Genomic DNA, 21,611 nt, shown 5'->3' with positions numbered 1-21,611 from the left:
CTGCCCAGTCGAGAAAGACCCGCCAACGCCTTCACCACGACCGGCCGGCATACGATGAGCGGCCCCCTGAACCAAAAGCCAGGAGCCGCTCATCCATGCCTCTTGACAACCAGACCTACATATCAGCTTCCAGCGACTGCCGCCCTAGGCTCCGACCGGGACGGGTTCCTTCTTCCCCGCATCCTTGCGGATTGTCGCGCTGATGACCGCGGCCACCGTGCACATCGCGGCAGCGCCGATCCATGCATAGGTGTAGTGGCCCGTGGCGTCGCGGATGTAACCCGCGAGCAACGCGGCAGCCGCGGCCCCGAGCTGGTGCGCCGCGAAGACCCAGCCGAACACCACCGAACCGTCCGCCCCGAACACCTTCCGGCAGATGGCCGCCGTCGGGGGCACAGTGGCAACCCAGTCCAGGCCATACACCACCACGAACAGGATCATGCTCGGTTGCACCGTGGAGCCCAAAAGCACGGGCAGCACCAGCAGCCCGACCCCGCGGAACTGGTAATACACAGCCAGGAGCACCTTGGGATTGAAGCGGTCCGTCAACCAACCGGACGCGATGGTGCCCACGATGTCGAAGATCCCGACGACGGCCAGCAAGCCTGCCGCTGTGGTTTCCGGCATACCGTGGTCGTGCGCCGAGGGAATGAAGTGCGTGCCGATCAGGCCGTTGGTGGTAGCACCGCAGATGGCAAAACCGGCAACCAGGGCCCAGAAAGTACGCACTTTGCTGGCGCGTTTGAGGACCTGCAGTGCCCGCACGGCGGCGTTGGGCGTCTTGGCGCCTTCAGCATAGGTGGCGTCCGCAACCGGGGCGACTTCCGCCGTCGTCGGCTGTTCTTCTTCGGCACCGTAAGGTTGGACCCCGACGTCGGCGGGTGAGTTCTTGAGCCAGCGCAGCACGAGCGGCACTACGGCAAGCGCTCCGGCTGCGATGAGCAGCGAGGCGCCGCGCCAGCCCGGGCTCTGCGCAAGCACCGCGATGAAGGGCAGGAACACAAGCTGCCCGGCGGCGCTGCCCGCCGTCAGGATGCCGATCACGAGTCCACGGTTCTTGGAGAACCACGTGTTGGCGATGGTGGCCGCGAAAACCAGGGCCATGGATCCGGTGCCGAGCCCGATCAGCACACCCCAGGTCAGCAGGATCTGCCAGGACTGGTTGACGAACACCGTCAGCGCGGAACCGAGGCCGATCAGGCAGAGGGCAATCGAGGTGACCGTTCGGATTCCGAAGCGTTCCATGAGCGCGGCAGCGAAGGGCGCCGTGAGGCCGAACAACACCAGGTTGATGCTCACTGCGAGCGACAAGACGGTTGTTGACCAGCCGAATTCCTGTTGCAGCGGCACCATAAGCACGCCGGGCGCTGCCCGGAATCCGGCTGCGCCCACAAGTGCCAGGAACGCGACGGCGGCCACCATCCAAGCGGGGTGGAGGCGCCGCTTCCGCGGGGTCTTGCCGGCGGAAAGTTTGGTGGGATTGGGTGCGGTCATGCGGAGGGCTCCGATTCGTTCGGGAGGTCACGTCTGGCGGGGGCAGTGGCCAAAGCCAACGGGTGTTCAGACCGCGTGAGGCTATGCCAGCTGGTGTTGGCGGCGGTCAGCCGGGACCCGCAGTGGGAGCAGGTATCAGCCGACGCCGTCGGCAGTCCGCAACCGTTGTGGATCACGCGCATGTGGGCGTTGTCCGCCGGGGCGTGGAGGTGTTTTTCGGACCAGAGGATGATGGCGTTCAAGACAGGCAACGCATCCTCGCCCTTGGGGGTGAGGACGTACTCCTGGCGCGTCCGAGCGCCGTCCAGGTAAGGCCGCTGGGCAAGGAGGCCGGCTTCAACCAGCCAACCCAGTCTTTTGCTCAGGACGTTGTCCGCGACGTGGAGACGGGACTTGATGGCGTCGAAGCGGCCGTTGCCGAAGAAGACCTCCCGTAGCACCAGGCTTCCCCAGGGGTCTCCGAGGATATCGAGCCCGCGCGCCAGGCTGCACGTCCGCTCGGACCAGTCGGATCGTAAAGGCATGGATTGAGATTATCTGGCTTTTCTAAAGAAAGCTAGGGTTTTTGCGAAGGGCACACCAATCCTGACCATGTTTGAGCGATGATCGTCCGGGACGCGCCGCTGTGATGGCGTGTCCCGGCCGATCCGTGAATCAAAGAAGGTCAGAAATGGAGGGGCTTTCAGTCGGCGATGTTGCCGATCGCCTGCTCAAGGTCCGCAATCAGGTCCTCGACGTCCTCGATGCCGCAGGAAAGCCGGATCAGGTTGACCGGCACGGCCAGCTCCGTGCCCTTGACCGAAGCGTGCGTCATCTCCGAGGGGTAGTTCATGAGGGACTCGATGCCGCCCAGGGACTCGGCCAGCGTGAACACCTGGGTGGACTCCGCCACCTTGCGGGCCGCAGCTTCGCCGCCCTTGAACTGCACGGAAATCATGCCGCCGAATTTCTTCATTTGCTTGGCCGCGAGCTCGTGGCCCGGGTGGGAAGGCAGGCCTGGATACAGCACGGCTTCAACTTCAGGGCGCTCGAGCAGCCACTCGGCGACGGCCTGGGCGTTCTCGCTGTGGCGGTCCATGCGCACGCCGAGCGTCTTGAGGCCGCGGGTCGTCAAGAAAGCATCCATGGGTCCGGACACGGCGCCGACAGCGAACTGCACAAAGCCGATCTTCTCTGCCAACTCGGCATCCTTGACCACGATCGCGCCGCCGACGACGTCCGAGTGGCCACCGATGTACTTGGTGGTCGAGTGGACCACGACGTCGGCACCCAGGGCGAGCGGGGTCTGCAGGTAGGGCGAAGCAAAGGTGTTGTCGACCACCAGGAGGGCACCGGCGTCGTGCGCTACTTTGGCGAGCGCCTCGATATCGGTGATCTTCATCATCGGGTTGGAAGGAGTTTCCACCCAGACGATGCGGGTTTTGTTGGCCGCGACGGCCGCGGCAACTGCGTCAAGGTTGGACATGTCCACTGGTGTGTTGCCGATGCCCCACTCACCGAGCACGCGGTTGATGAGCCGGTAGGTTCCGCCGTAGGCGTCGTTGCCGAGAACGATGTGGTCGCCGGGCCGGGCAACGGCGCGGATCAGGGAGTCCTCCGCGGCAAGGCCCGAGCTGAAGCTGTATGCGTGGCTTCCGCCTTCCAGCGCGGCGAGCTGTTCCTGCAGCGCATCGCGGGTGGGGTTGGTGCCGCGGCCGTATTCGTAGCCGTCGCGCAAACCGCCTATGCCGTCCTGGGCATACGTCGAGCTGAAGTGCAGCGGCGGAACCACGGCGCCGGTGCGGGGTTCGAAGGCCTGGCCGGCGTGGACGGCACGCGTGTTGAATCCTGCTTCGTTTGCAGACATATGAACTCCTAGTGTCAGTTGCTCAGGTAGGCGAGAAGGTCGTGGCGGGTCAGGATGCCCACGGGAGCTCCGACGAACGTCACCATGACGGTGTCGACGTCGGACAGCAGCTCGCGAGCGGCGGAGATGGTTTCCAGCGAGCCGATCACGGGCAGGCGCTCCCCCATGTGCTCGGAGATCTTGTCGGTCAATTTCGCCTCGCCGCGGAACAGCTTGGTGGTCAGCGTGCGCTCATCGACGGCCCCGAGGACCTCGCCCATGACCACAGGCGGTTCCTGCGAGAGGACCGGGATGTGCGAGACCCCGAATTCGTTCATGATGTTGATGACGTCGCGGACGGTCTCGTTGGGGTGGATGTGGACGAGGTCCGGCATCTCGCCGGTCTTGGACTTCAAAACCTCGCCAACCGAGGCTTCCTCGCCGCCGGAGAGGAAACCGTAGGAGCGCATCCACTTGTCGTTGAAGATCTTCGCCAGGTAGCCGCGGCCGGAGTCCGGCAGGATCACGACGACGACGGCCTCCTCGCCAAGGTCTTTGGCCACCTGCAACGCGGCAACCACTGCCATGCCCGAGGACCCGCCCACCAGGAGGCCTTCCTCGCGGGCCAGGCGCCGGGTCATCTCGAAGGAATCGGCGTCGCTCACGGCAATGACATCGTCCGGCACACTCTTGTCGTAGTTGGCCGGCCACATGTCTTCGCCGACGCCCTCCACGAAGTAGGGCCGCCCGGTTCCGCCCGAGTAGACCGAGCCTGCCGGGTCCGCGCCGATAACCTTGACCCGGCCGCCGTCGGACTCCAGCCGGTTGGCGGACACATCCTTGAGGTACCTGCCCGTGCCGGTGATAGTGCCGCCCGTGCCGGCGCCAATCACAACGTGGGTGATCTTCCCATCGGTATCACGCCAGATCTCCGGCCCGGTGGTTTCGTAGTGGCTGCCGGGGGCGGCGGGGTTGGAGAACTGGTCCGGCTTGTAGGCTCCGGGGATCTCGGACACGAGCCGGTCGGAGACGCTGTAGTAGCTTTGCGGGCTGTCCGGGGCCACGGACGTGGGAGTGACCACAACTTCGGCGCCGTACGCCTGAAGCACGGCGCGCTTGTCCTCTCCCACTTTGTCCGGGACAACGAAGATGCACTTGTAACCCTTTTGCTGGGCCACCAGGGCAAGTCCGACGCCCGTGTTGCCCGAGGTGGGTTCCACGATGGTTCCGCCCGGCTTGAGCTTTCCGTCCCGCTCTGCTTCCTCGATCATCTTCACCGCGATGCGGTCCTTGATGGAGCCGCCGGGGTTCACATATTCGAGCTTCACCAGAATGGTGGCTTTGATGTCCCCGGTCACGTGGTTGAGCTTGATGAGCGGTGTATTGCCAATGAGGTCCAGGACGGACTGGGCGTACTTCATAGGTACCAAGTTACCGCTTGGTCGGGAGTGCTTCGGTGCAGCGGAGGGTCGGGCGGTGGCGGGTCTTAGTCTGGCCGTCCACGTCTAGCCAAGGGATGGCCTCGCGGGGCAAGCTAGCGGGGACACCCTCCAAGGAAAGGACATGCACCATGGATTGGACCCTCGAAGTGGTTGTGCTCCCTGTGAGTGACATTGACCGTGCCATCGAGTTCTACCGCGACAAGGTGGGCTTCAACCTTGACCACAACACCACGAACGAGCACATGCATGTGGCGCAGCTGACTCCGCCGGGCTCCGGATGTTCGATCGTCGTCGGAGACCTGCCGGCGCAGAATGAGATGGCGCCGGGTTCAATGCGAGGCCTTCAACTTGTGGTCGTGGATGCGCGCGCTGCACGCGAGGAGTTGCTCGGCCGCGGGGTCGAGGCCAGTGAAATCACCGTCTTTGACGAGCGCGACGGCGGCACGTTCTTCGGCTTCAGCGATCCGGACGGCAACACCTGGGCGGTGCAGGAACTCAAGGTCCGCGCCGACAAGCCGTTGATTCCAGTAGAGGCCCGCGGGCGCTTCGGGGAATAGGGACGATCCCGGGACGATCCCGGGGCTTGTTTGCGAGACCGCGGGCACAAGCCCCGGAATCACAAACAAGCCCCGGGATCAGCGTGAAACTAGCCCGCGAGCAAGCGCTCACTCAGCTGGTGCAGGGCTTCCTGCCGAAGAGTCGGTCTGCCAGAGGCCCAGGATGTTGCCTTCGGTGTCCTTGAAATAGGCGTAGTAGCCCATGCCCGGAACAGCATCTTTGCCTTTGACCACCGAACCGCCCGCACCCTCGATTTGGCCAAGCGAAGCTTCGATGTCTTCGACGTCAACCGTGATGATGGGTGTCTTCAGCTCTTCCGAGCGCGGGAACAATGCGCCATTGATGGCCCCGGGTGCGCTCGGCATACCCGTCTGCGGGTCTGAAGGCGTGGTGATCGCGATCGTGTAGTCCATCTCCTGCATGGGGTTGAGCATCCAGCCGAAGGCACCCTGGTAGAAAGTGTTGGCCCGCTCCGTGTCGTCCGCGGGGATTTCAAAATGCACAACACCAGCCATTGCGTTCTCCTGAGATTGTCATGGAAGGCGCAGACGCCCCGCGCCACACGTGGAGTCTAGTCGTGTGGGTTTCGCGGCGTAAGGGGCTCGACCGCCGCTCTTTCGAGTGTTGTCAGGCGGGCATGCGACTATGAATGAATGACCATCGTCGATGCCCCACCGGCCGCAGCGGCTGCGGCCGACGCGTCCGTGCGATGGCAACCCGGCGGCTCCTTAGACCTTCTGCAGACCTTGGGAATCCTCATGCGCGGCAACGGCGATCCCTCGTTCGCGGCGCGGCAGGACGGGGTGTGGATGGCCTTCACGACGCCGGACGGTCCGGCTACCTTGCGCCTCACCTCCGCGGGAACCGGCCAAGACACGCATATCGATGCCCAGGCCTGGGGCTCCGGTGCCGATTCCGCCATCGCCTCTGTGCCTGCGCTGCTGGGGAGCGGGGACGACTGGTCCGGCTTCGACGACGCCGCGTTCCATGCCACCCTTCCGCGGATGGTCAGGGAAGCCCGTCGCCGGAACCTCGCCGTCCGTTTACCTACCACCGGGCGTGTGGTGGACTCCCTCGTGCCCACGATTCTTGAGCAAAAGGTCACAACTATCGAAGCCCGGCGGGGCTACCGCTACCTGATGTACCGGTACGGAACCGCAGCCCCTAGCGCCGGCCGCCTTTCGACGTCGAGCCTGCCGTCGGGCCTGCTCGTCGCGCCGACCGCCGCCCAGTGGTTGGCCATTCCTTCATGGGAGTGGCACAAGGCCGGCGTGGGTCCCCAACGTTCCGCAACAGTCATGCGGGCGCTGCGATCCGCCGTCGCGCTTGAACGGCTCGCCTCACTCAGCGCGGCGGAAGCCGGGGCCAAGATGCTGACCATTCCGGGCATTGGCATCTGGACGGCTGCCGAGGTTGTCCAGCGGACCCATGGCTGCCCGGATTCAATCGCGGTGGGCGACTACCATTTGGCCTCGTACGTCGGTTACGCGCTCACGGGCAGGAAAACGGACGACGCCGGAATGATCGCCCTGCTGGAGCCGTGGCGCGGGCACCGGCAGCGGGTAGTCCGGATGCTCGGGCTCAGCGGCTTCCGCAAACCGACGTTCGGACCGCGGATGACCATCCAGGACCACCGAGGACACTAGCGTCACTAGCAACGCGGGGTCACTTACGGCCCATGTTGCTGCCCGGCATGGGCCGTAAGTGACCCCGCGTTGGCCTAGACGGAGCGGAGTTTCGCCCGCTTGATCCGGACAATGAGGCCGGCGAACCCTTCGGCCAGGTCATCCGCGTTGACCTTGAAGTAGGACCAGCCGGCGCCGGTGAAAGCCTCGTCCCTCCGGTTGTCCTTTGTCTGCTGTTCCCTCGTGAGATGCGGGGCACCGTCATACTGCACGGCGATCCGGAACCGCCGGTACCCCAGGTCCGCGGAAGGCGACCACGGATCGTCCGGATCAAGGCGGAGCTGCAATTCCGGTTCAGGCAATCGCGCATCCACCATGGCCAGCCGCAGGAATGTCTCCGGAAACGAGTCTGCTCCGACCCGCATGTCTTCGAGGGCAAGCCGGGCCTTCTCGACGCCTTTCATGTTCGGATGCTGCCGGATCAGGAGGCGCAGCCCTTCCTTGTTTGCGTAGGGCTCCGTCCTTCCTTCAAGGCGCGGCCGGGGCATGCGGATCAACTGGTCGCCCATGGCAATCACGTACGGCAGCGGCAACTGATGCGCCAGGTCAAGCCACGTCCGGGACGGGGAGGACACCGGAATTCCGTCTATTTACGTGACTTCGCCCGGGAGGACCCGGACTCGGTGCCCCGTCACTCCGCTCCTGCGGACCCGGGGAAGCTCATGGGGCTTGCTGAGGTGGACCGCCTCGCCGTTGCCAAGCCACGGAGGAAGGCCGAGCCGGCTCAGTACCGCGGCGCTCTCATGGGACACCCAGGCACTCGGTGTTGCCACGGCAAGGACCCGTGCCCGTTCGGCAAACGCAAACTCACGACCCGCAGGCAAATAGATCAGGCGGCCGCCGTCGGACACGTCCCTGGCCCGGAGCCGCTTCGGTGCGACGCCAAGTATGCGGGATTCATAGACCGTGAAAGGACGGTTACTGAGTTCCTTCGGCAGCGGATTGATGCGGACCATGGGATCCAGTTTGTCCGCAATTTGACCCCGGCAAGGAGTTATCCACAGGCAAACTTTCAGCCACGCCAACGCGGGGTCACTTACGGCCCATGTTGCTGCCCGACATGGGCCGTAAGTGACCCCGCGTTGGATCAGAAATCAGAGTCCGAGGCGGGCGATCGCTTCTTCCCGCATGTCGATCTTGCGCACTTTGCCGGACACCGTCATGGGGAAGCTCTCCCGGACATCCACGTAACGCGGAATCTTGTAATGGGCCAGTTTGCCGCGGCAGAACTCCTGCACTCCGTCCAAGTCCAGAGCTGCTCCCGGTTTGAGGATGATGCAGGCCATCAGCTCTTCGCCGTACCTGGCATCAGGAACCCCGATGACCTGGACGTCCTGGATGGCGGGATGCCGGTACAGGAACTCCTCGATTTCGCGGGGATAGACGTTCTCTCCTCCGCGGATGACCATGTCCTTCATGCGGCCTTCGATCACGATGAAACCGTCCAGGTCCATCCGGGCAAGGTCGCCGGTGTGCATCCAGCCGTCGTCGTCGATTGCCTCGGCTGTCTTCTCCGGCTGGCCCCAATACCCGGCCATTACGGCGTAGCCCCGCGTGCACAGTTCGCCGATCTCCCCGCGTTCCAGGGTTTCGCCAGTGCCTGGATCCACGATCTTGGACTCGAGCCGGGGCATCGTGCGCCCTACTGTCGTGGTCCTCTGCTCCAGGGTGTCAGCCGCGAGGGTCATGGTGGACACGGGCGAAGTCTCGGTCATTCCGTAGCAAATGGCCACGTCCCGCATGTTCATCTCCGCGATGACGCGCTCCATGACCTCGATAGGGCACAGTGAGCCGGCCATGACGCCGGTGCGCAGCGTGGAGAGGTCGTAAGACGCGAAATCCGCCAAAGACAGCTCGGCGATGAACATCGTGGGCACGCCATACAGCGAGGTCCCGCCAAAATCCTGCACCGCTTCCAGGGCGGCGGCCGGGGTGAATCCGCGGCCGGGAATGATCGTGGCCGCGCCGAAGCTCAGGGCGTTCAGGTTCCCGATGACCATGCCGAAACAGTGGTAGAACGGCACCGGTAGAACCACGCGGTCGCGCTCCGTGTATCCCAGCAGCCTGCCGATCTGGTTGCCGTTGTTGAGGATGTTGTGATGGGTCAGCGTGGCGCCCTTGGGAAAACCTGTGGTCCCTGAGGTGTATTGCAGATTGATGGGATCGTGCGGGTCCAGTTCCGCCATGCGAACCTTGAGCGCTGAGGGCGCGACGTCGTCCGCCCGCTTGAGTAGCTCGGCGTACGTCAGCTCGGCGTCAGTTTGCGGTTCGCCTGCGTTGAGCATGTCCAGTCCCAGATCGGGAAGGAACACCAACTCCCGAAGCTCAGGACAGCTGGCCAAGGCCTCCCGGGCCATGCCCACATAGTCGCTGTTCTTGTCCGATGGCGCGGCCACCAGCATCCGCATGCCGTTCTGCCGGACCACGAATTCGAGTTCGTGGCTGCGGTATGCAGGATTGACGTTGACCAAGACCGCACCGGCCTTCGCCGTGGCGTATTGCAGGATGGTCCATTCGGCGCAGTTCGGGCTCCAGATGCCTACCCTGTCACCCTTGGCGACGCCCAAGGCGAGCAGCGCACGCGCGAGCCGGTCGACGTCGTCGTTCAGTTTTTCGTAGCTCCAGCGCCTGGCCTCATCGCCGGGCACCACCGCGGCTTCGATGAGAGCGTCCCGCAGCGGAAATCGCGCTGCGACTCGTTCAAAGTTGTCACCAATGGTCTCTTCAAGCAGCGGGACGTCAGTGTCCCCGGCGGTGTAGGAAAGCATGAACGCACGCTACCAACTCCGCGGGGCCAAGAGAAGACTTTTGCTTGGAAGTCCTACAAAATATTTCAGGGGCTTGCCGGGCCAGCCGGTAATGTGAATCCCATGAGTGCACCCATTGACCTGCAGGCCACGTTCATTCCCAACGACGGCGAATTCTTCCGCGTCAAGCTCGCGCTGGAAATCGCGATCGACGAAGTGGTGAACGAACCCGGCTGCATCCGCTACGAACTCACCGAAGCCAACGACGACAAGCTGGTCCTGACCGAGCAGTGGGCCTCCGAGGAACACCTCGACATCCACTCCAAGGGCATCGCGGTCCAGGACCTCAACGAATCCCTCAGCGCGCTGCTGGCCGAGCCGGCGAAGCTCGAGCGCCTCTAAGAGTTTTCTGCGCGCTGCTTTGCGATGTGCGCGTGGACTTCATCCATGTCGAGCCCCTTGACGGCCTCGATGACCTGCTCCAGCTGGGGTCCATTAAGTGCGCCCGGCTGCGAGAACACGAGGACCTTTTCGCGGAACGCCATGAGCGTGGGGATGGAGGAGATACCGGCCTCGGCAGCGAGCTGCTGCTCGGCCTCCGTGTCCACCTTGGCGAAGAAGACATCGTCATGCTTCTCGGAAGCGGCCTGGTATGTGGGGGCAAACTGCCTGCAAGGGCCGCACCACGCAGCCCAGAAATCCACCAGGACGATGTCATTGCCCTCGATGGTCGACGCGAACTGCTCCCCGGTGATTTCAACTGTAGCCATGCTTCCACGGTACGCGACGGGGCGTTCGAAGTCGCCCTTGTTCGCTACCCGGCAAACCGGGAATAAAGCACGACGTCGGGTGGTCGGCTTGGCGCCGCCCGGCACCTTCGCCTAGTGCCAGAGATGCGGGGCGGCCTTCCGGGCGCCGGGGAGCGCACTGTTCTCGCGCCACTCGTGGATCCATTCCGGAAGCTCGAGGTCTGCGGGAGGCTCGCCGAACTCGGCCAGGATTTCCTCTTGGCTCACGGGCCGGCCCTTGGCTACAAGTCGGGTGGCAATGTGCGCGCGGGCGTAGATCTCGCCGTCCACCACCATGCGTTGCTCGAAGTAGATTGCCTTGGAATCGAGCCCGATGATCTTGGACTCGATGGTGTATTGCTGCCAAAGCTGCAACGACTTCCGGAACGCGATGGTCTCCCCCGCAGCCACGGGACTCCAGCCCCGGCGGCGCATCTTTTGCCAAATCCCTGCGCGCACCATGAGATCGAAGCGTCCAAGATCCATCAGCGAGAAATACATGCCGTTGTTGACATGCATTGCAATGTCGATGTCCGTGGGCAGCACACGCATGGTCAACGAGGACGTACCCCAAACGCTGAGCCGGCTCCGCCTGGACGATGTGAACAAGAGCAAAAGGGTTCGGAGAAGCAAATGCATAACCGCCATGTTACTCCGCAGTAACATTTCGGGACAGCCTCGTTTTGTGTGTCGCTACATGGCATGTCGTTTACCGCTGGTTCACATGCCGCGGGAAGAATGTCTGAAAACAAATTGCAGAAGGCACCAAGGAGATCCCGTGAGCACCACCCAAACCATCAGGGCACACGCAGATGTGTGGCCGGAACTGCCGCTCCACCAGGAGTTGGTGTTGCAGGACACCCGCGGCAACAGGATCGTAGGCACCTTGGACGGCATGACTGAGGATCGCAGCACGCTCTGGATCCAGTTGTCCGGAGCCCTGGGCCGGCAACTCGTGCACCACCAGGACGGATACTGGCTGGAGCCGGGCAGCGCGAGCTAAAACTGGACTTCCGCCGTCGACAACCGAAATCCTTGACGACACCCGAATTCGGGTGTCGAGGGTCCATTTGCGCCTCGTAGGCGATTTTCCGCGTCGAACCGCCCGCCCAAACAACGGAGGCACAAAAAAATCCCCGGAACCACTGGTTCCGGGGATTTAATTTTGTGGCAGATGAGGGATTCGAACCCCCGTAGGCGTTGCCAGCTGATTTACAGTCAGCCCCCTTTGGCCGCTCGGGTAATCTGCCGAACTTCAAAAGAAGTCACTCCCGATCATCGTTTCGTTTCCGATCCGGTAAGCGCGAGCAAGACAACCTTACAGAACTTCTGCCGAAGAATCGAATCGAGGCAGCGAGGCCAGAGGATCGGCGGAAATCTCAGGCTAACCAAGTATCCGGCCAGCCAGTTTGGCCTCGAAACTGGCCGCCTGTTCCGGCGTGATCTGGTTGAGCTGCACGGCCCGCAACAAGTCCGCGTGGACGCCATCCATCCGCGATGCCGCATCAGGAACCGGGCTCAGGACCACGGAGGCTGCTAGCGCTGCGGCTGCAACCGCGGTTGCGGCGGTGGCGGCGGCGACTCCGATTGAACCGGCGGCGGCAGCGGCTGACTTGGTGACGTAGCGGACGGCTTGGTTGCTCATAGTGCTCCCTTTCAGGATGGGCTCTTCAAACTGATACAACTCTGTCGGGGCAGTCTCAGTTCCGGCCCTGTGTGTGCTGTGAGTGAACTGTGAACGCTCAGCACACCCCGGGCGCTTCCGTATTAGGCTGGTTGGCAGACAAAGCCGCCCGCTTCGGGGCCGCAACGCACCAATTAAAGGAGAGTCATGGCAGGCGAATCCACATTCGACGTCGTCAGCAAGGTAGACAAGCAGGAAGTCGCCAACGCGCTCCACCAGTCCCAGAAGGAAATCTCACAGCGATACGACTTCAAGGGCGTCGGCGCCGAGATCGACTTCAGCGGCGAAAAGATCCTCATGAAGGCCAACTCCGAGGACCGCATTCTCGCTGTCCTGGACGTATTCCAGTCCAAGCTCATCAAGCGTGGCATCTCCCTGAAGTCCCTCGACCAGGGCGAGCCTTACCCCTCCGGCAAGGAATTCCGCCTGGAATGCTCCATCAAGGAGGGCATTGCCCAGGACATCGCGAAGAAGATCAACAAGATTATCCGCGACGAAGCCCCGAAGTCCGTCAAGTCCCAGATCCAGGGCGACGAACTCCGCGTCACCTCGAAGTCCCGCGATGACCTGCAGGAAACCATGAACATCCTGAAGAAGTTCGAAGAGGTCGATCTCCAGTTCGTTAACTTCCGCAGCTAAGGCCGGTTCTGCCGCGTGATTACGGGGAAGTTGCTTCCCCAGTCCGCACAGAGTCCGCAGAATCCCCGAGGACCGCAGCGATCAACCTTGATCCTGCGGTCCTCGTTTTGTCTTCGGCAGTCGGCCACAGGTGGGAGTACGTGTTCAAAGTGATAGAAGGCTGAGCGTGGCCTAGTGCCCGCTGCACTGTCACGACGTCGCACCCATCAGCGACAAGGCCGGAGGCGTAGAAGTGCCGGAGATCATGAAGCGTGAACCCGCCTATGCCGGCAGCCTCACGGGCCTGCTTCCAGCGATCCGCCGCCGAATTGCGATTGAAGTAGGTTCCGCCGTAACCAAACAGCCATTTCTCATCGCCGAACCCTTGACTCCATTGAGGTAGACGGGTTGACGTATCTGGCGAGCACTGTGGGCAACGCTGCCGTCTGCCTAAATACCTATGACGGCACCAATGCTTCCAATGTGAAGACGCTGATCATGCACCGCATCGCCACGGCCCCAGGCGTGACCGTCGACGGTCCGATCTTGAACCTCAACGGAATCTGCCAGATGCTCTACGCCCGCGAATGGGTCATAACATTCACTGGCGGCAGTAGCGATAACCACGGCATCAACTTCGCCAATTCGGTAGCGCAGCTACAGAACGCCGCGATAGGCAATCTGAACCTGACCAATCCGAAAGAGTTGTTCAGGATCGGAGCTGGGGCAACTGGATCATTGATCTGCAAAGCCACGGTGCGCGACGTGAATCTCATCGGCTGCACCCACCCTGTGTTCATCAGTGGCAGCCGCCAGGCGGATATCTCATTCCGTGGCGACAATATCGACACCCCGAACAACATCGCCCGTGTGGACACGTCAACGCTTACTCTCACCCTGGACGGGACGACGTCCACAGGCGCGGGCGCGAACGTCATCACTCAGGTCAGCACCACCACCCTGCGAATCCCTCGGGCCGATCGCGTTTCACTCGCCCTCAACACGCTCACACTCACCCCAGCAGACGGCGACTGGGTGTACTCACCCGCGACCCCGACAACCGTCGTCAGCGGAACCGGCGCAGGCCAATACATCTACCGCGGGTCCGCTGGATGGGTAAAGCTCAACTAGCGTCATGCAAGCCCGGAATGACCGTGACCAAAACACTTCAACAGTAAGGCCATGGCACGAAATAGAAGGCGCCCCTTTGTGGGACTAGACCCAGACACCCCCACCGAACATGCAGGAGAATCGGACCATGAGCACCAAAGGCGGGCCAGAGCACGCAATCGAACAGGTTTCCTCCTCCGTGGCAGGCAAGTTGGCCGAACAGATCGAAGGCATCCTTGAGCTCATTGACGCAGGGGCCCTCGAGGCCACCAAAGCGCAGAGGGCATACCTCGCCGGCGCCGTCCACGGGATACGGCTTGCCGCCGAGCAAGTGACGGCAGGCTAAACCCCGCAGCCTAGGGAAATCACTAGACTTCGCGAAGGGCTGGGCTCCTGTACCGTCCAGCCCCGGCCCTTCGCGGGGGACGTCGTTGTAACCTTTGAGGCGAGGTGTTGATGTGGGTAGAAAAGACCGATCAGTAGAAATTAGAATCGAGACTGCCTCGCGGGCGGAGATACCAATCTTGAAAACGCGCCGTACTGCAGTAGTGGATCTCTACTACTTCGACAAGGGAATTTGCTGGCTTTGCCAAGGACCTGTCGACCTGGAGATACGCGATCTGGATCCTCGCAGCCCCGAGATCGATCACGTTATCCCCGTATCCGCCGGGGGCCAGGACGTCTGGGGGAACGTCAGGCTATCCCACAGAGCTTGCAATATTCTGAAATCAGACCGTGCGGCAGACCAATGCTCACCGGCGGAATACCGGCGCAATCTAGAGCGCATGGTTTTCAGGCGCAACCATCCAGACTTATGGCTCCACATGCTTATTAGCCGTCGAGAAACCGAACTGAAGGAAATTAGCAGGGAGCTACGGTGGGCGCGGCGGGAGCAAAAGCGGCTGGAGGACGCTGGACGCCGCGCCGACAAGTCAAAGTTCCGTTCACTCCAAGATCAGATTGACGACCTTAGTCTGAGATCTGGCCAAGCTAGTGCCTATATAGGTATGCACCGCCAAGATCTCGATTCCCGGAAGCCAATGCTTCAGCTGTGCCAACTTGGCCATATAGACCGTCACACCAACTGACGGAATTCCACCCGTTGCCGAGGAATGGCTCCTGATCTATATGCAAACTGACCCATTTGCGGAGGCGCCGCTCACCAGGGAAGCCCCCACGCTTGAGTTGCCCCAACTCGCGTGGGGGCTTTCTTCTTGTCCTGTGGGATGGAGCCCGGAGCGCGTCATCGGCTGACCCCGCGGATTGTCCATAAGCCTACGGTCCACACGGAAACAAGTAGGAAGCACTCGCGACTGCAGGTCTCCGCGGTTCTAAAGTCACGGACAGTGTCCATGCCACGACGGGATGGGCCGGATTGCCACGCCTGAGCCCCGACTGCCGACGGGCCGAGAGCGAGGCATCATCAAACGACAAACCAGGAAAATGGGGCAAGACAATGAAAACGATAAAGCTGATTCTCGGACCCTGCCTGCTGCTCGCGGGACTGCTGACCGGATCCACTGCAGCGCAAGCCGACACCCTTCCACCAACCCTGACCGGGGAAACCTTCACCGGTGACCAGGCATTCCCCAGCAGCGACCTTACAGGCTGCACGAACGGTGATGGCACAGGGACGTTCACATTCCACTTCCAAGGAACCGCCAACGGGCCGTACCCGGGGACATTCGTCGAGGATGTCTCCGTCACGGCCGGCGGCCCCGCTCTGCCCGACAACACGCACCCGCTGACCGCCTTCCACGCCACGTTTACCATCACGAGCGTGACAGGGGAGGTGACCGGCACCAAGGACTTGGCACCTGACGCCAGCGGAACCGCTTTCTGCTCACTCGGGGGCCGTCACCACCCGGCCCTCGCTGTTTTCACCGCCCCCTCCCTGACCTATTCGGCAGCGATTTCATCGGGAGGCCACACCAACACCGATGCAGGTACTGCATCAGCAGCGCTACAACACGGCCATCCCTTCACAGAGAGCTTCCTGACATCTCAGGGACTGGCCCCCACCGCCAAGGATCAATGCAAAAAAGATGGCTGGACGGACTATCCACAGTTCAAGAACCAAGGACAGTGCGTCGCGTTCGTGAACCACCGAGATCAGAGCTGACGCCACACGGATCCATCTAGTAGGTGGTTGGGTAAGCTTTGTCTTCTGTGCGGGGCCGGCAGACTGCCAGACTGTAAGTCCAACCCTCGATTGAACAAGGTGGACCAGTGCCGGCAGGATCTGAACAAACAAGCGGGCCCGCTCCGACGGCCCGGTGGGGTCCCGGGCGTCAAGTCATGGCACTCTTGGGATTTCTCGCTCTCTCCTACGCAGTATCGTTGCTGGGGTCGATGGCCATCATTGGCAATGCCTCCGGCTGGTACGCCACGGCCAACAAAGCGCCCTGGACGCCGCCGGGCTGGGTTTTCGGGTCGGTCTGGACAGTGCTGTACACGGCGATGGCCATAGCGTCGTGGCTGGTCTGGCGCCAGCGCTCGGCCCATGCCCGCGGAGCCATGACGGCGTACGGTGTCCAAATGCTGCTCAATCTCGCGTGGGCACCGACTTTTTTCGGCATGTACCCGGTGTGGGGCCATGCCGCACTATGGCTGGCCCTACTCCTCATCGCCGCACTGGCTCTGGCCGTGACGGCCACCGTCATCCGATTTGGCCCCATAAGCACGACAGCAGGACTGCTGATGCTGCCCTACATTTCCTGGATTGTGTTCTCCGCCAGCCTGAACTTCTACGCCGCAGCCAACAACTGACCAACCCCTGTCGGCAGTTCAAACTATGGGACTTGGGTGAGCAATCTCGGGCAATGCCATGTATTCCAATGCCTCCGAACGGCCAGGTACGGCACAGGAAGTCGATATCACCGCTGCACCGCGGACGCTTCACCCGAACCGCAGGCCGCAGGAGCCAGACCTCAGATGCCGCTAGGAGCTTCCCCACGTCACTGGGAGGGGATGACCATGGCATGCTCGGTCTTGCGCAAGGGGTGTCAGAGGGAACGGAAACGCCCGTCCAGATTGAACAACCTGGACGGGACGCTCACCGTCCCCCAATATGACATGTTGAGATCATGCGCGGAGACGGTGACTCGCAGCCTAAGCCTTCGCGCATGCCAGCGGGAAGGCCTTGTCTTCCACGCCGACTTCTGTTTCGCCTCGCGGACATCAACTCCTGAACTCCCCCGAAACCTCCAACGCTCAAAGTTTCAGAGACTCATCCCCGCGTAGGTCAGGATGCACCTACATCCAATATGGAAGGGCGGCTCAGCCCTTTTTGGATTCATACATTCCGGGCAGTCATCAGCGCGGAGGACTTCTGTCGGCGAGTTGCCTTCCACTGAAGTCCATCTTGCCGTCGTGAGCGAAAAAACAAGCCAGTGCGCCATCAGAGTGGAATATTCGACCAGCCATTTCGCGGCCTTGTCAGCCCCGATCCCGACAGTCAGTTCGCATTGGAGTGCGTCCGGATGGTTTGTCATCAGGTAGTTGTTGACTTGTCCATCTGGAAGTGCGGCTATGGCCTTCACGAGTGCAGCCTTCGTGCCGCGTGCGGCCACTTCGAGAACACCCATCGCAACCTTTAGTTGTTCGACTGTCAGGCTCGACAGGCGCTCCGCTGCCGTGGGTGTCGAGGCCAGGCCAGCGGCTGTCAGCTCAAGGATGGCGCTGTCCATGCGATCCTCCGGGAGCAGGGTTCGTTCGGCGAGGAACTTGCGCGTGACGGCAATCCGGCGACGTACCAGCTTGGGGAGGGCAAGCACTTGGCGAGCGTCAAAGCTTAGGTTGGACAGTGATTCCGGTTGCCACGACATGTCCGGGTCTTCTTCAAGGAGAACACCGGCCCACATGCTTGGACGCACTCCGGACGATAACCATCCCGCCTTTTCGGTTTCGAACTGCTCCCACGCAGGAAGAGGAGCCCCGAGGAGTGTCGCCAGGACGCTTTCACTCGACGGCACCCCCAAGGCCGTCCCGAACGCAAGGGCCAACCTAACCTCATCGAGGCGATTACCGTCGAATCCGACGGTCTCGGGCGCGTGGAATGTCAACGCCAATTCAACGCTGACTGCGTCAAACAGGATGAATCCATCACTGCCCGCGTATCCGCGTGCCCGGTCCTCAGCGTCACTTCGAGCGGCCGCCGCAGCCTTGGCAGCAATCGAATCCGAATTCTCGACCGCCAGCCGGAGTGCACGCCCTGCTTCCAATGCCGCATCCGACCAAGCGGTCTTCACCGAGTCCGCGGCTGGGTGACCCCCCGAGACCCCTTCGCCGATGGGACCCACGGGGCCGGGCTGCGGATCCGCTACAAGTTGGGTTTTTCGCCTGAACAGCTCAAAAAGATTCATCGTTTACCTTCCGCTCGTTCCGACTTGTCCAAGTGCTCTTTGCCGGCTCGTGGCCACGACAGCGAAACTGAGGCTGCCCGCGCTCAGGTCGATAGAAGGTGGTCTTCCCATTCTTGTCGTGCCCGGCGGCGCACACCGCTGATGATCAAGCTCACGATGATGCCGAGGGCGATGACAAACCCGCCTGGGACGGCGAACGTCGCGAGGAGCACGACGATCGCAAGGGTCACCCATTTACCAACAGTGGCGACCTTCGTGATCGATGGGCTGTTCCGTCCTGATTTGTATAGCTGAGCAACGTCAGCATTCAAAGCGCTGAGGATCCGTTCAGCCTGCCCGATAGTGAGGTGCTCTAGACTCGGTTTGATTCCGGTTGCCCGCCGAACTGCTATGCGCACGAAGTCGCGCTGGTAGGTCAGAGCCGGTGCCGTCCCGTCAGCCATGAGAAGCGCTCGCCATTGTTCATCGACAATGACCAGTTTCGGGGGACGGGAGGGAGTCATGGACTTAGACGCCTGTCCGACGGGACGCTTCCGCGAGGAACCCGAGGTGCTCACGTAGGAGATCCCCGAGCCAGGGACCCTCACAGTTCTGGTTACCTTCCCGTCAGCTCGCTTCGTGATTCGAACGGGCCCCTTGCCGATGCTCGTCGAAACACCTCGTTTGGAGACGGTTACCCGCACAGGCCCGAAACTCTTGGATCGGCGTACTCTGAAACTTCCCATGAAGCGTCCTTAGGGTTGATGTTCGTGGCAGCGAGTTGGAAATTGCCGGGGTTTACTTGTACCAGACAGCCACGCCTTTGTGGTGTGAGCAGGTGCCTTGGTGGTTTGCGGAGAATGAATATGTGCCATCAACGCACAATGCGGTAGCACCGCCACCCGGGGCTGGCGCCGGTGCCGCGGCCGCGGGGGCCGGGGCGGGGTCCACAGGTGCGGCCGGAGCAGGCTGGGCCGGTACAGCAGGAGCTGGCTCGACTGGAGCTGGCTGTGCAGGGGCGGCTGGTACTGGCGCGACGGGTGCCGGTACCTGTACCGGAGGTGGTGCAACGGCAACTGGCGTTGTAACGGCTGCGGTGGGAGACGGTGATGGCGCTGAAGTTGTCGGCGTGGTGATTGCCGTCGGCGATGCGGTTGAGGTAACAACCGAGGTCTCGCTTGGCACGTTGCGTACTTGTGAGGCCGGTGCACCGCACGCGGCAAGCGCCAAGGCGACGGCCGCGCCGACAAGGGCGCGCTGGATGGAGCGGGATGAGACCATGATTCCCCCAATAGGCCAACGAATTGAGGAAAGAATATGCCTGGGGGCCGGGAAAAGATAGCACTGCGGCGCTAACGGAAAGCTGCCCGCGCTTTGGGGAATGCCCGGTTCGGGCTGATGGGCGCTCCAACCCAATACATCAACCCGGACGACGGTACAGGCTGGCGACTCTAGAAAGCCGCACCTGCCGGACGGCTCGTGGCGCTTGTGTCTTGCTTTACGATGCACCCATGACTCAACAACTGTGGCGCCGTTATGCGGAGTGGCCTCTCATTGTGGCCGCGGTTGTTTTCCTCGCGGCGTACTCCGTCCAAGTCATCGGAAACCTGCAGGAACAGGCGTCTGGCGTGGTCGATGCGATTGTCTGGCTAACGTGGGGACTGTTCGTTGTGGACTATCTGGCGAACCTTGTACTCGCGCCGCAGCGGGGACGGTGGTTCATGCGGAACCTTCACGAGCTCCTGATCCTCGCCCTGCCGGTCCTGCGTCCTTTGCGCTTGCTCCGGCTAGTGACTCTATTGCAAGTGCTCCGCAAGACGGCCGGGGCCGCGCTGAGAGGACGGATTGTCACCTTCGTCCTGGGCGCCGCTTTGCTCTTGACCTATTGCGGAGCGCTGGCTGTTCTCGATGTCGAAGAAAACGCATACGGCGCGAACATCCGCAATTTCGGAGACGCGCTATGGTGGGCTCTGGTGACTATCACGACCGTTGGCTATGGCGACCACTATCCCGTTACCTTCACGGGTCGTTGCGTTGCGGCTGGCCTGATGGTCTGCGGCATCGCGGTCCTCGGGGTGGTAACGGCATCGGTTGCGTCATGGCTGGTGGAGCAGGTTTCCCTTGGGGCCTCAAGCGCAACGGTGAAGGCGGAGGAACCCCTTCGCCTCGAAATCCAGCGGCTTTCCGAGCAAGTGGAACGACTCACCGCCCTCATGGAAGCAGACCCCGTGAAGGCCTCAGGTCAACAGCATCCATAGGCTTGGCACGCACGCAAAGAACCTCAACGTTCGAGAGTGATCGCCAGTTCCGACACGCCGCACCGACACACCCTTCTGGAACGAGGAAGAAGCCCGCAGGGAAGAGCGGGATCGCAGGGGAAGGCAGCTCTAACCGTGAAGGCCTTCCTCGAACACAAGCGGCTGTCTTGCCATTAAGGCGGGACGCCTCGGCAGTGGTCAGAGCGGACAGCCGACCAAGTGCCGTTCCAAATGCGAGGGCGAAAAAGCGACGGAAATGGACGCCCTAAAGTCGCAGTCCTTCTTTCAAAGCTTCCACGGAGCGTTCAACGAGGCGGCGCGTCTATTCCTAGTGAGGTCGGGTGCCGTCGCCCGGAAGCGAACCAGAAGACCCAACGAGGTAGTGAAACCAGATACCGAGCTGAGGAGCACCAATAATGAACGCAAATATGATGCCCGTCCACGGAGACGGTCCCGCAACCACGGCAAGGAGAAGACCGACCGGCACGCCGCATGCAAATGCAATTGCTGACCAGTACCTCGTCCTGCGGAACGTGTCATGTCCCGTGCGGTCGGTTAGTCGATGACGTGCATGGAGCGAGGACTGCAGTTGTCGCCGCCACATGACAAGGGACCAACTGCAGAGGGTGAGAGCAACGACCGCCAAGACCATAGTCACAAGCTGCCTGAAGGATCCGTTGGACCGCCTCCGTGCAGTATTTGGGACGTAAGCAGCCACCCTAATAAACCAGTCGACAGGGCCAGCGCTGGCAACATCCAAGGTCGAGAGTTTGGTAACACGCGACTCAACATGCGGTCAGCATAGTGCCTAGAACCCTGCAATGGCCATGGCCCAATGGCTCCTTGGCAGCCCGTGCTGACGTTACCGGCTTAGCCTGCGGTTTGATGGGCGATGGTGTGGGACGTTAACGGGCACTGGCTGCCAACTCCATCCAAGAGGGCCCGGTACTCCTGAAGGTGTCTTTGGGCTGCTTAGGAGTTTTCGGACAGCGGATTGGTGGTTTTTCTACGCTGCCGTGGCCGGCTGCTGGTAACTATAGTGGACTTCATTCGGCCGCC

General features: G+C 62.0%; 26 protein-coding genes, 1 tRNA gene and 1 pseudogene. 11 read left to right on the top strand and 17 right to left on the bottom strand.

The window, feature by feature from the left end; genetic code table 11:
• Positions 1 to 144 precede the first annotated feature (144 nt).
• The 4 genes from ABH924_RS23285 to ABH924_RS23270 all read right to left on the bottom strand — a co-directional run bounded on the left by ABH924_RS23285 (position 145) and on the right by ABH924_RS23270 (position 4,740).
• Positions 145 to 1,494, bottom strand: coding sequence for an MFS transporter (locus ABH924_RS23285; RefSeq protein ID WP_404502673.1), 1,350 nt, complete (start codon positions 1,492 to 1,494; stop codon positions 145 to 147).
• Positions 1,491 to 2,018 carry a winged helix-turn-helix transcriptional regulator gene (locus ABH924_RS23280; protein WP_404502671.1) on the bottom strand — a complete coding sequence of 176 codons (528 nt, stop codon included), beginning with the start codon at positions 2,016 to 2,018 and terminating at the stop codon, positions 1,491 to 1,493. Before ABH924_RS23280 ends, ABH924_RS23285 begins: the two co-directional genes overlap by 4 nt.
• A gap of 158 nt (positions 2,019 to 2,176) precedes the next feature.
• Positions 2,177 to 3,340: a cystathionine gamma-synthase gene (locus ABH924_RS23275; protein WP_404502669.1), complete on the bottom strand. Its 1,164-nt coding sequence runs from the start codon at positions 3,338 to 3,340 to the stop codon at positions 2,177 to 2,179.
• A 14-nt stretch (positions 3,341 to 3,354) separates the two neighbouring features.
• Positions 3,355 to 4,740 carry a cystathionine beta-synthase gene (locus ABH924_RS23270; RefSeq protein WP_404502667.1) on the bottom strand — a complete coding sequence of 462 codons (1,386 nt, stop codon included), beginning with the start codon at positions 4,738 to 4,740 and terminating at the stop codon, positions 3,355 to 3,357.
• A gap of 149 nt (positions 4,741 to 4,889) precedes the next feature.
• Between ABH924_RS23270 and ABH924_RS23265 the strand changes: the two genes are divergently transcribed.
• Entirely contained in the window at positions 4,890 to 5,318 is a 429-nt protein-coding gene (locus ABH924_RS23265; protein ID WP_404502665.1) for a VOC family protein, read from the top strand.
• A gap of 108 nt (positions 5,319 to 5,426) precedes the next feature.
• Here the strand turns inward: ABH924_RS23265 and ABH924_RS23260 are convergent, their stop codons facing one another.
• A complete protein-coding gene (locus tag ABH924_RS23260) occupies positions 5,427 to 5,834 on the bottom strand; it encodes a VOC family protein (RefSeq protein WP_404502663.1) in 408 nt (135 codons plus the stop codon).
• Positions 5,835 to 5,972: 138 nt separating this feature from the next.
• Here ABH924_RS23260 and ABH924_RS23255 point away from each other — a divergent pair, with 138 nt between their 5' ends.
• The gene (locus ABH924_RS23255; protein ID WP_404502661.1) at positions 5,973 to 6,965 is read left to right on the top strand and encodes a DNA-3-methyladenine glycosylase family protein; all 993 of its coding nucleotides are present in this window, start codon (positions 5,973 to 5,975) and stop codon (positions 6,963 to 6,965) included.
• Between the two features lie 74 nt (positions 6,966 to 7,039).
• Here the strand turns inward: ABH924_RS23255 and ABH924_RS23250 are convergent, their stop codons facing one another.
• The 3 genes from ABH924_RS23250 to ABH924_RS23240 form a co-directional block, all read right to left on the bottom strand.
• Positions 7,040 to 7,579, bottom strand: coding sequence for a hypothetical protein (locus ABH924_RS23250; RefSeq protein WP_404502659.1), 540 nt, complete (start codon positions 7,577 to 7,579; stop codon positions 7,040 to 7,042).
• A 15-nt stretch (positions 7,580 to 7,594) separates the two neighbouring features.
• Complete coding sequence (locus tag ABH924_RS23245) at positions 7,595 to 7,960, bottom strand: hypothetical protein (protein ID WP_404502657.1); 366 nt, start codon at positions 7,958 to 7,960, stop codon at positions 7,595 to 7,597.
• A gap of 138 nt (positions 7,961 to 8,098) precedes the next feature.
• A complete protein-coding gene (locus tag ABH924_RS23240) occupies positions 8,099 to 9,772 on the bottom strand; it encodes an AMP-binding protein (RefSeq protein WP_404502655.1) in 1,674 nt (557 codons plus the stop codon).
• Between the two features lie 102 nt (positions 9,773 to 9,874).
• Here ABH924_RS23240 and ABH924_RS23235 point away from each other — a divergent pair, with 102 nt between their 5' ends.
• The gene (locus ABH924_RS23235) at positions 9,875 to 10,153 is read left to right on the top strand and encodes a putative quinol monooxygenase (RefSeq protein WP_404502653.1); all 279 of its coding nucleotides are present in this window, start codon (positions 9,875 to 9,877) and stop codon (positions 10,151 to 10,153) included.
• On the opposite strand, the gene ABH924_RS23230 is transcribed toward ABH924_RS23235, so the two are convergent.
• Both ABH924_RS23230 and ABH924_RS23225 read right to left on the bottom strand, forming a co-directional pair.
• On the bottom strand, positions 10,150 to 10,521 hold the full coding sequence (locus tag ABH924_RS23230; protein ID WP_404502651.1) for a thioredoxin family protein: 372 nt from the start codon (positions 10,519 to 10,521) through the stop codon (positions 10,150 to 10,152). The genes ABH924_RS23235 and ABH924_RS23230 overlap by 4 nt on opposite strands.
• 111 nt (positions 10,522 to 10,632) lie before the next feature.
• Positions 10,633 to 11,178: an acyl-CoA thioesterase gene (locus ABH924_RS23225; protein ID WP_404502649.1), complete on the bottom strand. Its 546-nt coding sequence runs from the start codon at positions 11,176 to 11,178 to the stop codon at positions 10,633 to 10,635.
• 139 nt (positions 11,179 to 11,317) lie between these two features.
• Between ABH924_RS23225 and ABH924_RS23220 the strand changes: the two genes are divergently transcribed.
• Entirely contained in the window at positions 11,318 to 11,542 is a 225-nt protein-coding gene (locus ABH924_RS23220) for a hypothetical protein (RefSeq protein WP_404502647.1), read from the top strand.
• A gap of 165 nt (positions 11,543 to 11,707) precedes the next feature.
• On the opposite strand, the gene ABH924_RS23215 is transcribed toward ABH924_RS23220, so the two are convergent.
• Together ABH924_RS23215 and ABH924_RS23210 are read right to left on the bottom strand one after the other, a co-directional pair.
• Positions 11,708 to 11,789: transfer RNA gene (locus ABH924_RS23215), tRNA-Tyr, on the bottom strand.
• 134 nt (positions 11,790 to 11,923) lie between these two features.
• Complete coding sequence (locus ABH924_RS23210) at positions 11,924 to 12,184, bottom strand: hypothetical protein (RefSeq protein ID WP_234748977.1); 261 nt, start codon at positions 12,182 to 12,184, stop codon at positions 11,924 to 11,926.
• Positions 12,185 to 12,370: 186 nt separating this feature from the next.
• Here ABH924_RS23210 and ABH924_RS23205 point away from each other — a divergent pair, with 186 nt between their 5' ends.
• Positions 12,371 to 12,862 (top strand): YajQ family cyclic di-GMP-binding protein, encoded by a 492-nt coding sequence (locus tag ABH924_RS23205; protein ID WP_234748976.1) that lies wholly within the window; start codon positions 12,371 to 12,373, stop codon positions 12,860 to 12,862.
• Between the two features lie 19 nt (positions 12,863 to 12,881).
• On the opposite strand, the gene ABH924_RS23200 is transcribed toward ABH924_RS23205, so the two are convergent.
• Positions 12,882 to 13,205 (bottom strand): tyrosine-type recombinase/integrase, encoded by a 324-nt coding sequence (locus ABH924_RS23200; RefSeq protein ID WP_404502675.1) that lies wholly within the window; start codon positions 13,203 to 13,205, stop codon positions 12,882 to 12,884.
• Positions 13,206 to 13,249: 44 nt separating this feature from the next.
• Here ABH924_RS23200 and ABH924_RS23195 point away from each other — a divergent pair, with 44 nt between their 5' ends.
• The 5 genes from ABH924_RS23195 (at position 13,250) to ABH924_RS23175 (ending at position 16,720) form a co-directional block, all read left to right on the top strand.
• On the top strand, positions 13,250 to 13,972 hold the full coding sequence (locus ABH924_RS23195; protein WP_404502645.1) for a hypothetical protein: 723 nt from the start codon (positions 13,250 to 13,252) through the stop codon (positions 13,970 to 13,972).
• 127 nt (positions 13,973 to 14,099) lie between these two features.
• Positions 14,100 to 14,297, top strand: coding sequence for a hypothetical protein (locus tag ABH924_RS23190; RefSeq protein ID WP_404502643.1), 198 nt, complete (start codon positions 14,100 to 14,102; stop codon positions 14,295 to 14,297).
• 112 nt (positions 14,298 to 14,409) lie between these two features.
• Positions 14,410 to 15,039, top strand: a complete 630-nt coding sequence (locus tag ABH924_RS23185; RefSeq protein ID WP_404502641.1) for an HNH endonuclease — start codon at positions 14,410 to 14,412, stop codon at positions 15,037 to 15,039.
• A 368-nt stretch (positions 15,040 to 15,407) separates the two neighbouring features.
• Complete coding sequence (locus ABH924_RS23180) at positions 15,408 to 16,073, top strand: hypothetical protein (protein WP_404502639.1); 666 nt, start codon at positions 15,408 to 15,410, stop codon at positions 16,071 to 16,073.
• Positions 16,074 to 16,249: 176 nt separating this feature from the next.
• Entirely contained in the window at positions 16,250 to 16,720 is a 471-nt protein-coding gene (locus ABH924_RS23175) for a TspO/MBR family protein (RefSeq protein WP_404502637.1), read from the top strand.
• Between the two features lie 452 nt (positions 16,721 to 17,172).
• Here ABH924_RS23175 and ABH924_RS23170 read toward each other — a convergent pair whose 3' ends face one another.
• The 4 genes and pseudogenes from ABH924_RS23170 to ABH924_RS23155 form a co-directional block, all read right to left on the bottom strand.
• Positions 17,173 to 18,315, bottom strand: coding sequence for a hypothetical protein (locus tag ABH924_RS23170; RefSeq protein ID WP_404502635.1), 1,143 nt, complete (start codon positions 18,313 to 18,315; stop codon positions 17,173 to 17,175).
• Positions 18,316 to 18,398: 83 nt separating this feature from the next.
• Positions 18,399 to 18,818: a hypothetical protein gene (locus tag ABH924_RS23165; protein ID WP_404502677.1), complete on the bottom strand. Its 420-nt coding sequence runs from the start codon at positions 18,816 to 18,818 to the stop codon at positions 18,399 to 18,401.
• A gap of 66 nt (positions 18,819 to 18,884) precedes the next feature.
• Positions 18,885 to 19,040: pseudogene (locus ABH924_RS23160) on the bottom strand (DUF4236 domain-containing protein); the annotation flags it as partial.
• 52 nt (positions 19,041 to 19,092) lie between these two features.
• A complete protein-coding gene (locus ABH924_RS23155; RefSeq protein WP_404502633.1) occupies positions 19,093 to 19,575 on the bottom strand; it encodes a DUF3761 domain-containing protein in 483 nt (160 codons plus the stop codon).
• 230 nt (positions 19,576 to 19,805) lie between these two features.
• Between ABH924_RS23155 and ABH924_RS23150 the strand changes: the two genes are divergently transcribed.
• Entirely contained in the window at positions 19,806 to 20,552 is a 747-nt protein-coding gene (locus tag ABH924_RS23150) for a potassium channel family protein (protein WP_404502631.1), read from the top strand.
• The last annotated feature ends 1,059 nt before the right edge of the window (positions 20,553 to 21,611 follow it).

Source organism: Arthrobacter sp. GAS37 (assembly GCF_044908325.1).
In the GTDB taxonomy this organism is placed as follows: Bacteria; Actinomycetota; Actinomycetes; order Actinomycetales; family Micrococcaceae; genus Arthrobacter; species Arthrobacter ramosus.
This window is presented reverse-complemented; position numbering and strand designations above follow the sequence as displayed.

Coding starts and splice junctions, on each gene's coding strand:
- ABH924_RS23285 (WP_404502673.1), bottom strand. CDS start 1,494: ATGACCGCACCCAATCCCACCAAACTTTCCGCCGGCAAGACCCCGCGG.
- ABH924_RS23280 (WP_404502671.1), bottom strand. CDS start 2,018: ATGCCTTTACGATCCGACTGGTCCGAGCGGACGTGCAGCCTGGCGCGC.
- ABH924_RS23275 (WP_404502669.1), bottom strand. CDS start 3,340: ATGTCTGCAAACGAAGCAGGATTCAACACGCGTGCCGTCCACGCCGGC.
- ABH924_RS23270 (WP_404502667.1), bottom strand. CDS start 4,740: ATGAAGTACGCCCAGTCCGTCCTGGACCTCATTGGCAATACACCGCTC.
- ABH924_RS23265 (WP_404502665.1), top strand. CDS start 4,890: ATGGATTGGACCCTCGAAGTGGTTGTGCTCCCTGTGAGTGACATTGAC.
- ABH924_RS23260 (WP_404502663.1), bottom strand. CDS start 5,834: ATGGCTGGTGTTGTGCATTTTGAAATCCCCGCGGACGACACGGAGCGG.
- ABH924_RS23255 (WP_404502661.1), top strand. CDS start 5,973: ATGACCATCGTCGATGCCCCACCGGCCGCAGCGGCTGCGGCCGACGCG.
- ABH924_RS23245 (WP_404502657.1), bottom strand. CDS start 7,960: ATGGTCCGCATCAATCCGCTGCCGAAGGAACTCAGTAACCGTCCTTTC.
- ABH924_RS23240 (WP_404502655.1), bottom strand. CDS start 9,772: ATGCTTTCCTACACCGCCGGGGACACTGACGTCCCGCTGCTTGAAGAG.
- ABH924_RS23235 (WP_404502653.1), top strand. CDS start 9,875: ATGAGTGCACCCATTGACCTGCAGGCCACGTTCATTCCCAACGACGGC.
- ABH924_RS23230 (WP_404502651.1), bottom strand. CDS start 10,521: ATGGCTACAGTTGAAATCACCGGGGAGCAGTTCGCGTCGACCATCGAG.
- ABH924_RS23225 (WP_404502649.1), bottom strand. CDS start 11,178: ATGCATTTGCTTCTCCGAACCCTTTTGCTCTTGTTCACATCGTCCAGG.
- ABH924_RS23210 (WP_234748977.1), bottom strand. CDS start 12,184: ATGAGCAACCAAGCCGTCCGCTACGTCACCAAGTCAGCCGCTGCCGCC.
- ABH924_RS23205 (WP_234748976.1), top strand. CDS start 12,371: ATGGCAGGCGAATCCACATTCGACGTCGTCAGCAAGGTAGACAAGCAG.
- ABH924_RS23190 (WP_404502643.1), top strand. CDS start 14,100: ATGAGCACCAAAGGCGGGCCAGAGCACGCAATCGAACAGGTTTCCTCC.
- ABH924_RS23180 (WP_404502639.1), top strand. CDS start 15,408: ATGAAAACGATAAAGCTGATTCTCGGACCCTGCCTGCTGCTCGCGGGA.
- ABH924_RS23175 (WP_404502637.1), top strand. CDS start 16,250: ATGGCACTCTTGGGATTTCTCGCTCTCTCCTACGCAGTATCGTTGCTG.
- ABH924_RS23170 (WP_404502635.1), bottom strand. CDS start 18,315: ATGAATCTTTTTGAGCTGTTCAGGCGAAAAACCCAACTTGTAGCGGAT.
- ABH924_RS23165 (WP_404502677.1), bottom strand. CDS start 18,818: ATGACTCCCTCCCGTCCCCCGAAACTGGTCATTGTCGATGAACAATGG.
- ABH924_RS23155 (WP_404502633.1), bottom strand. CDS start 19,575: ATGGTCTCATCCCGCTCCATCCAGCGCGCCCTTGTCGGCGCGGCCGTC.
- ABH924_RS23150 (WP_404502631.1), top strand. CDS start 19,806: ATGACTCAACAACTGTGGCGCCGTTATGCGGAGTGGCCTCTCATTGTG.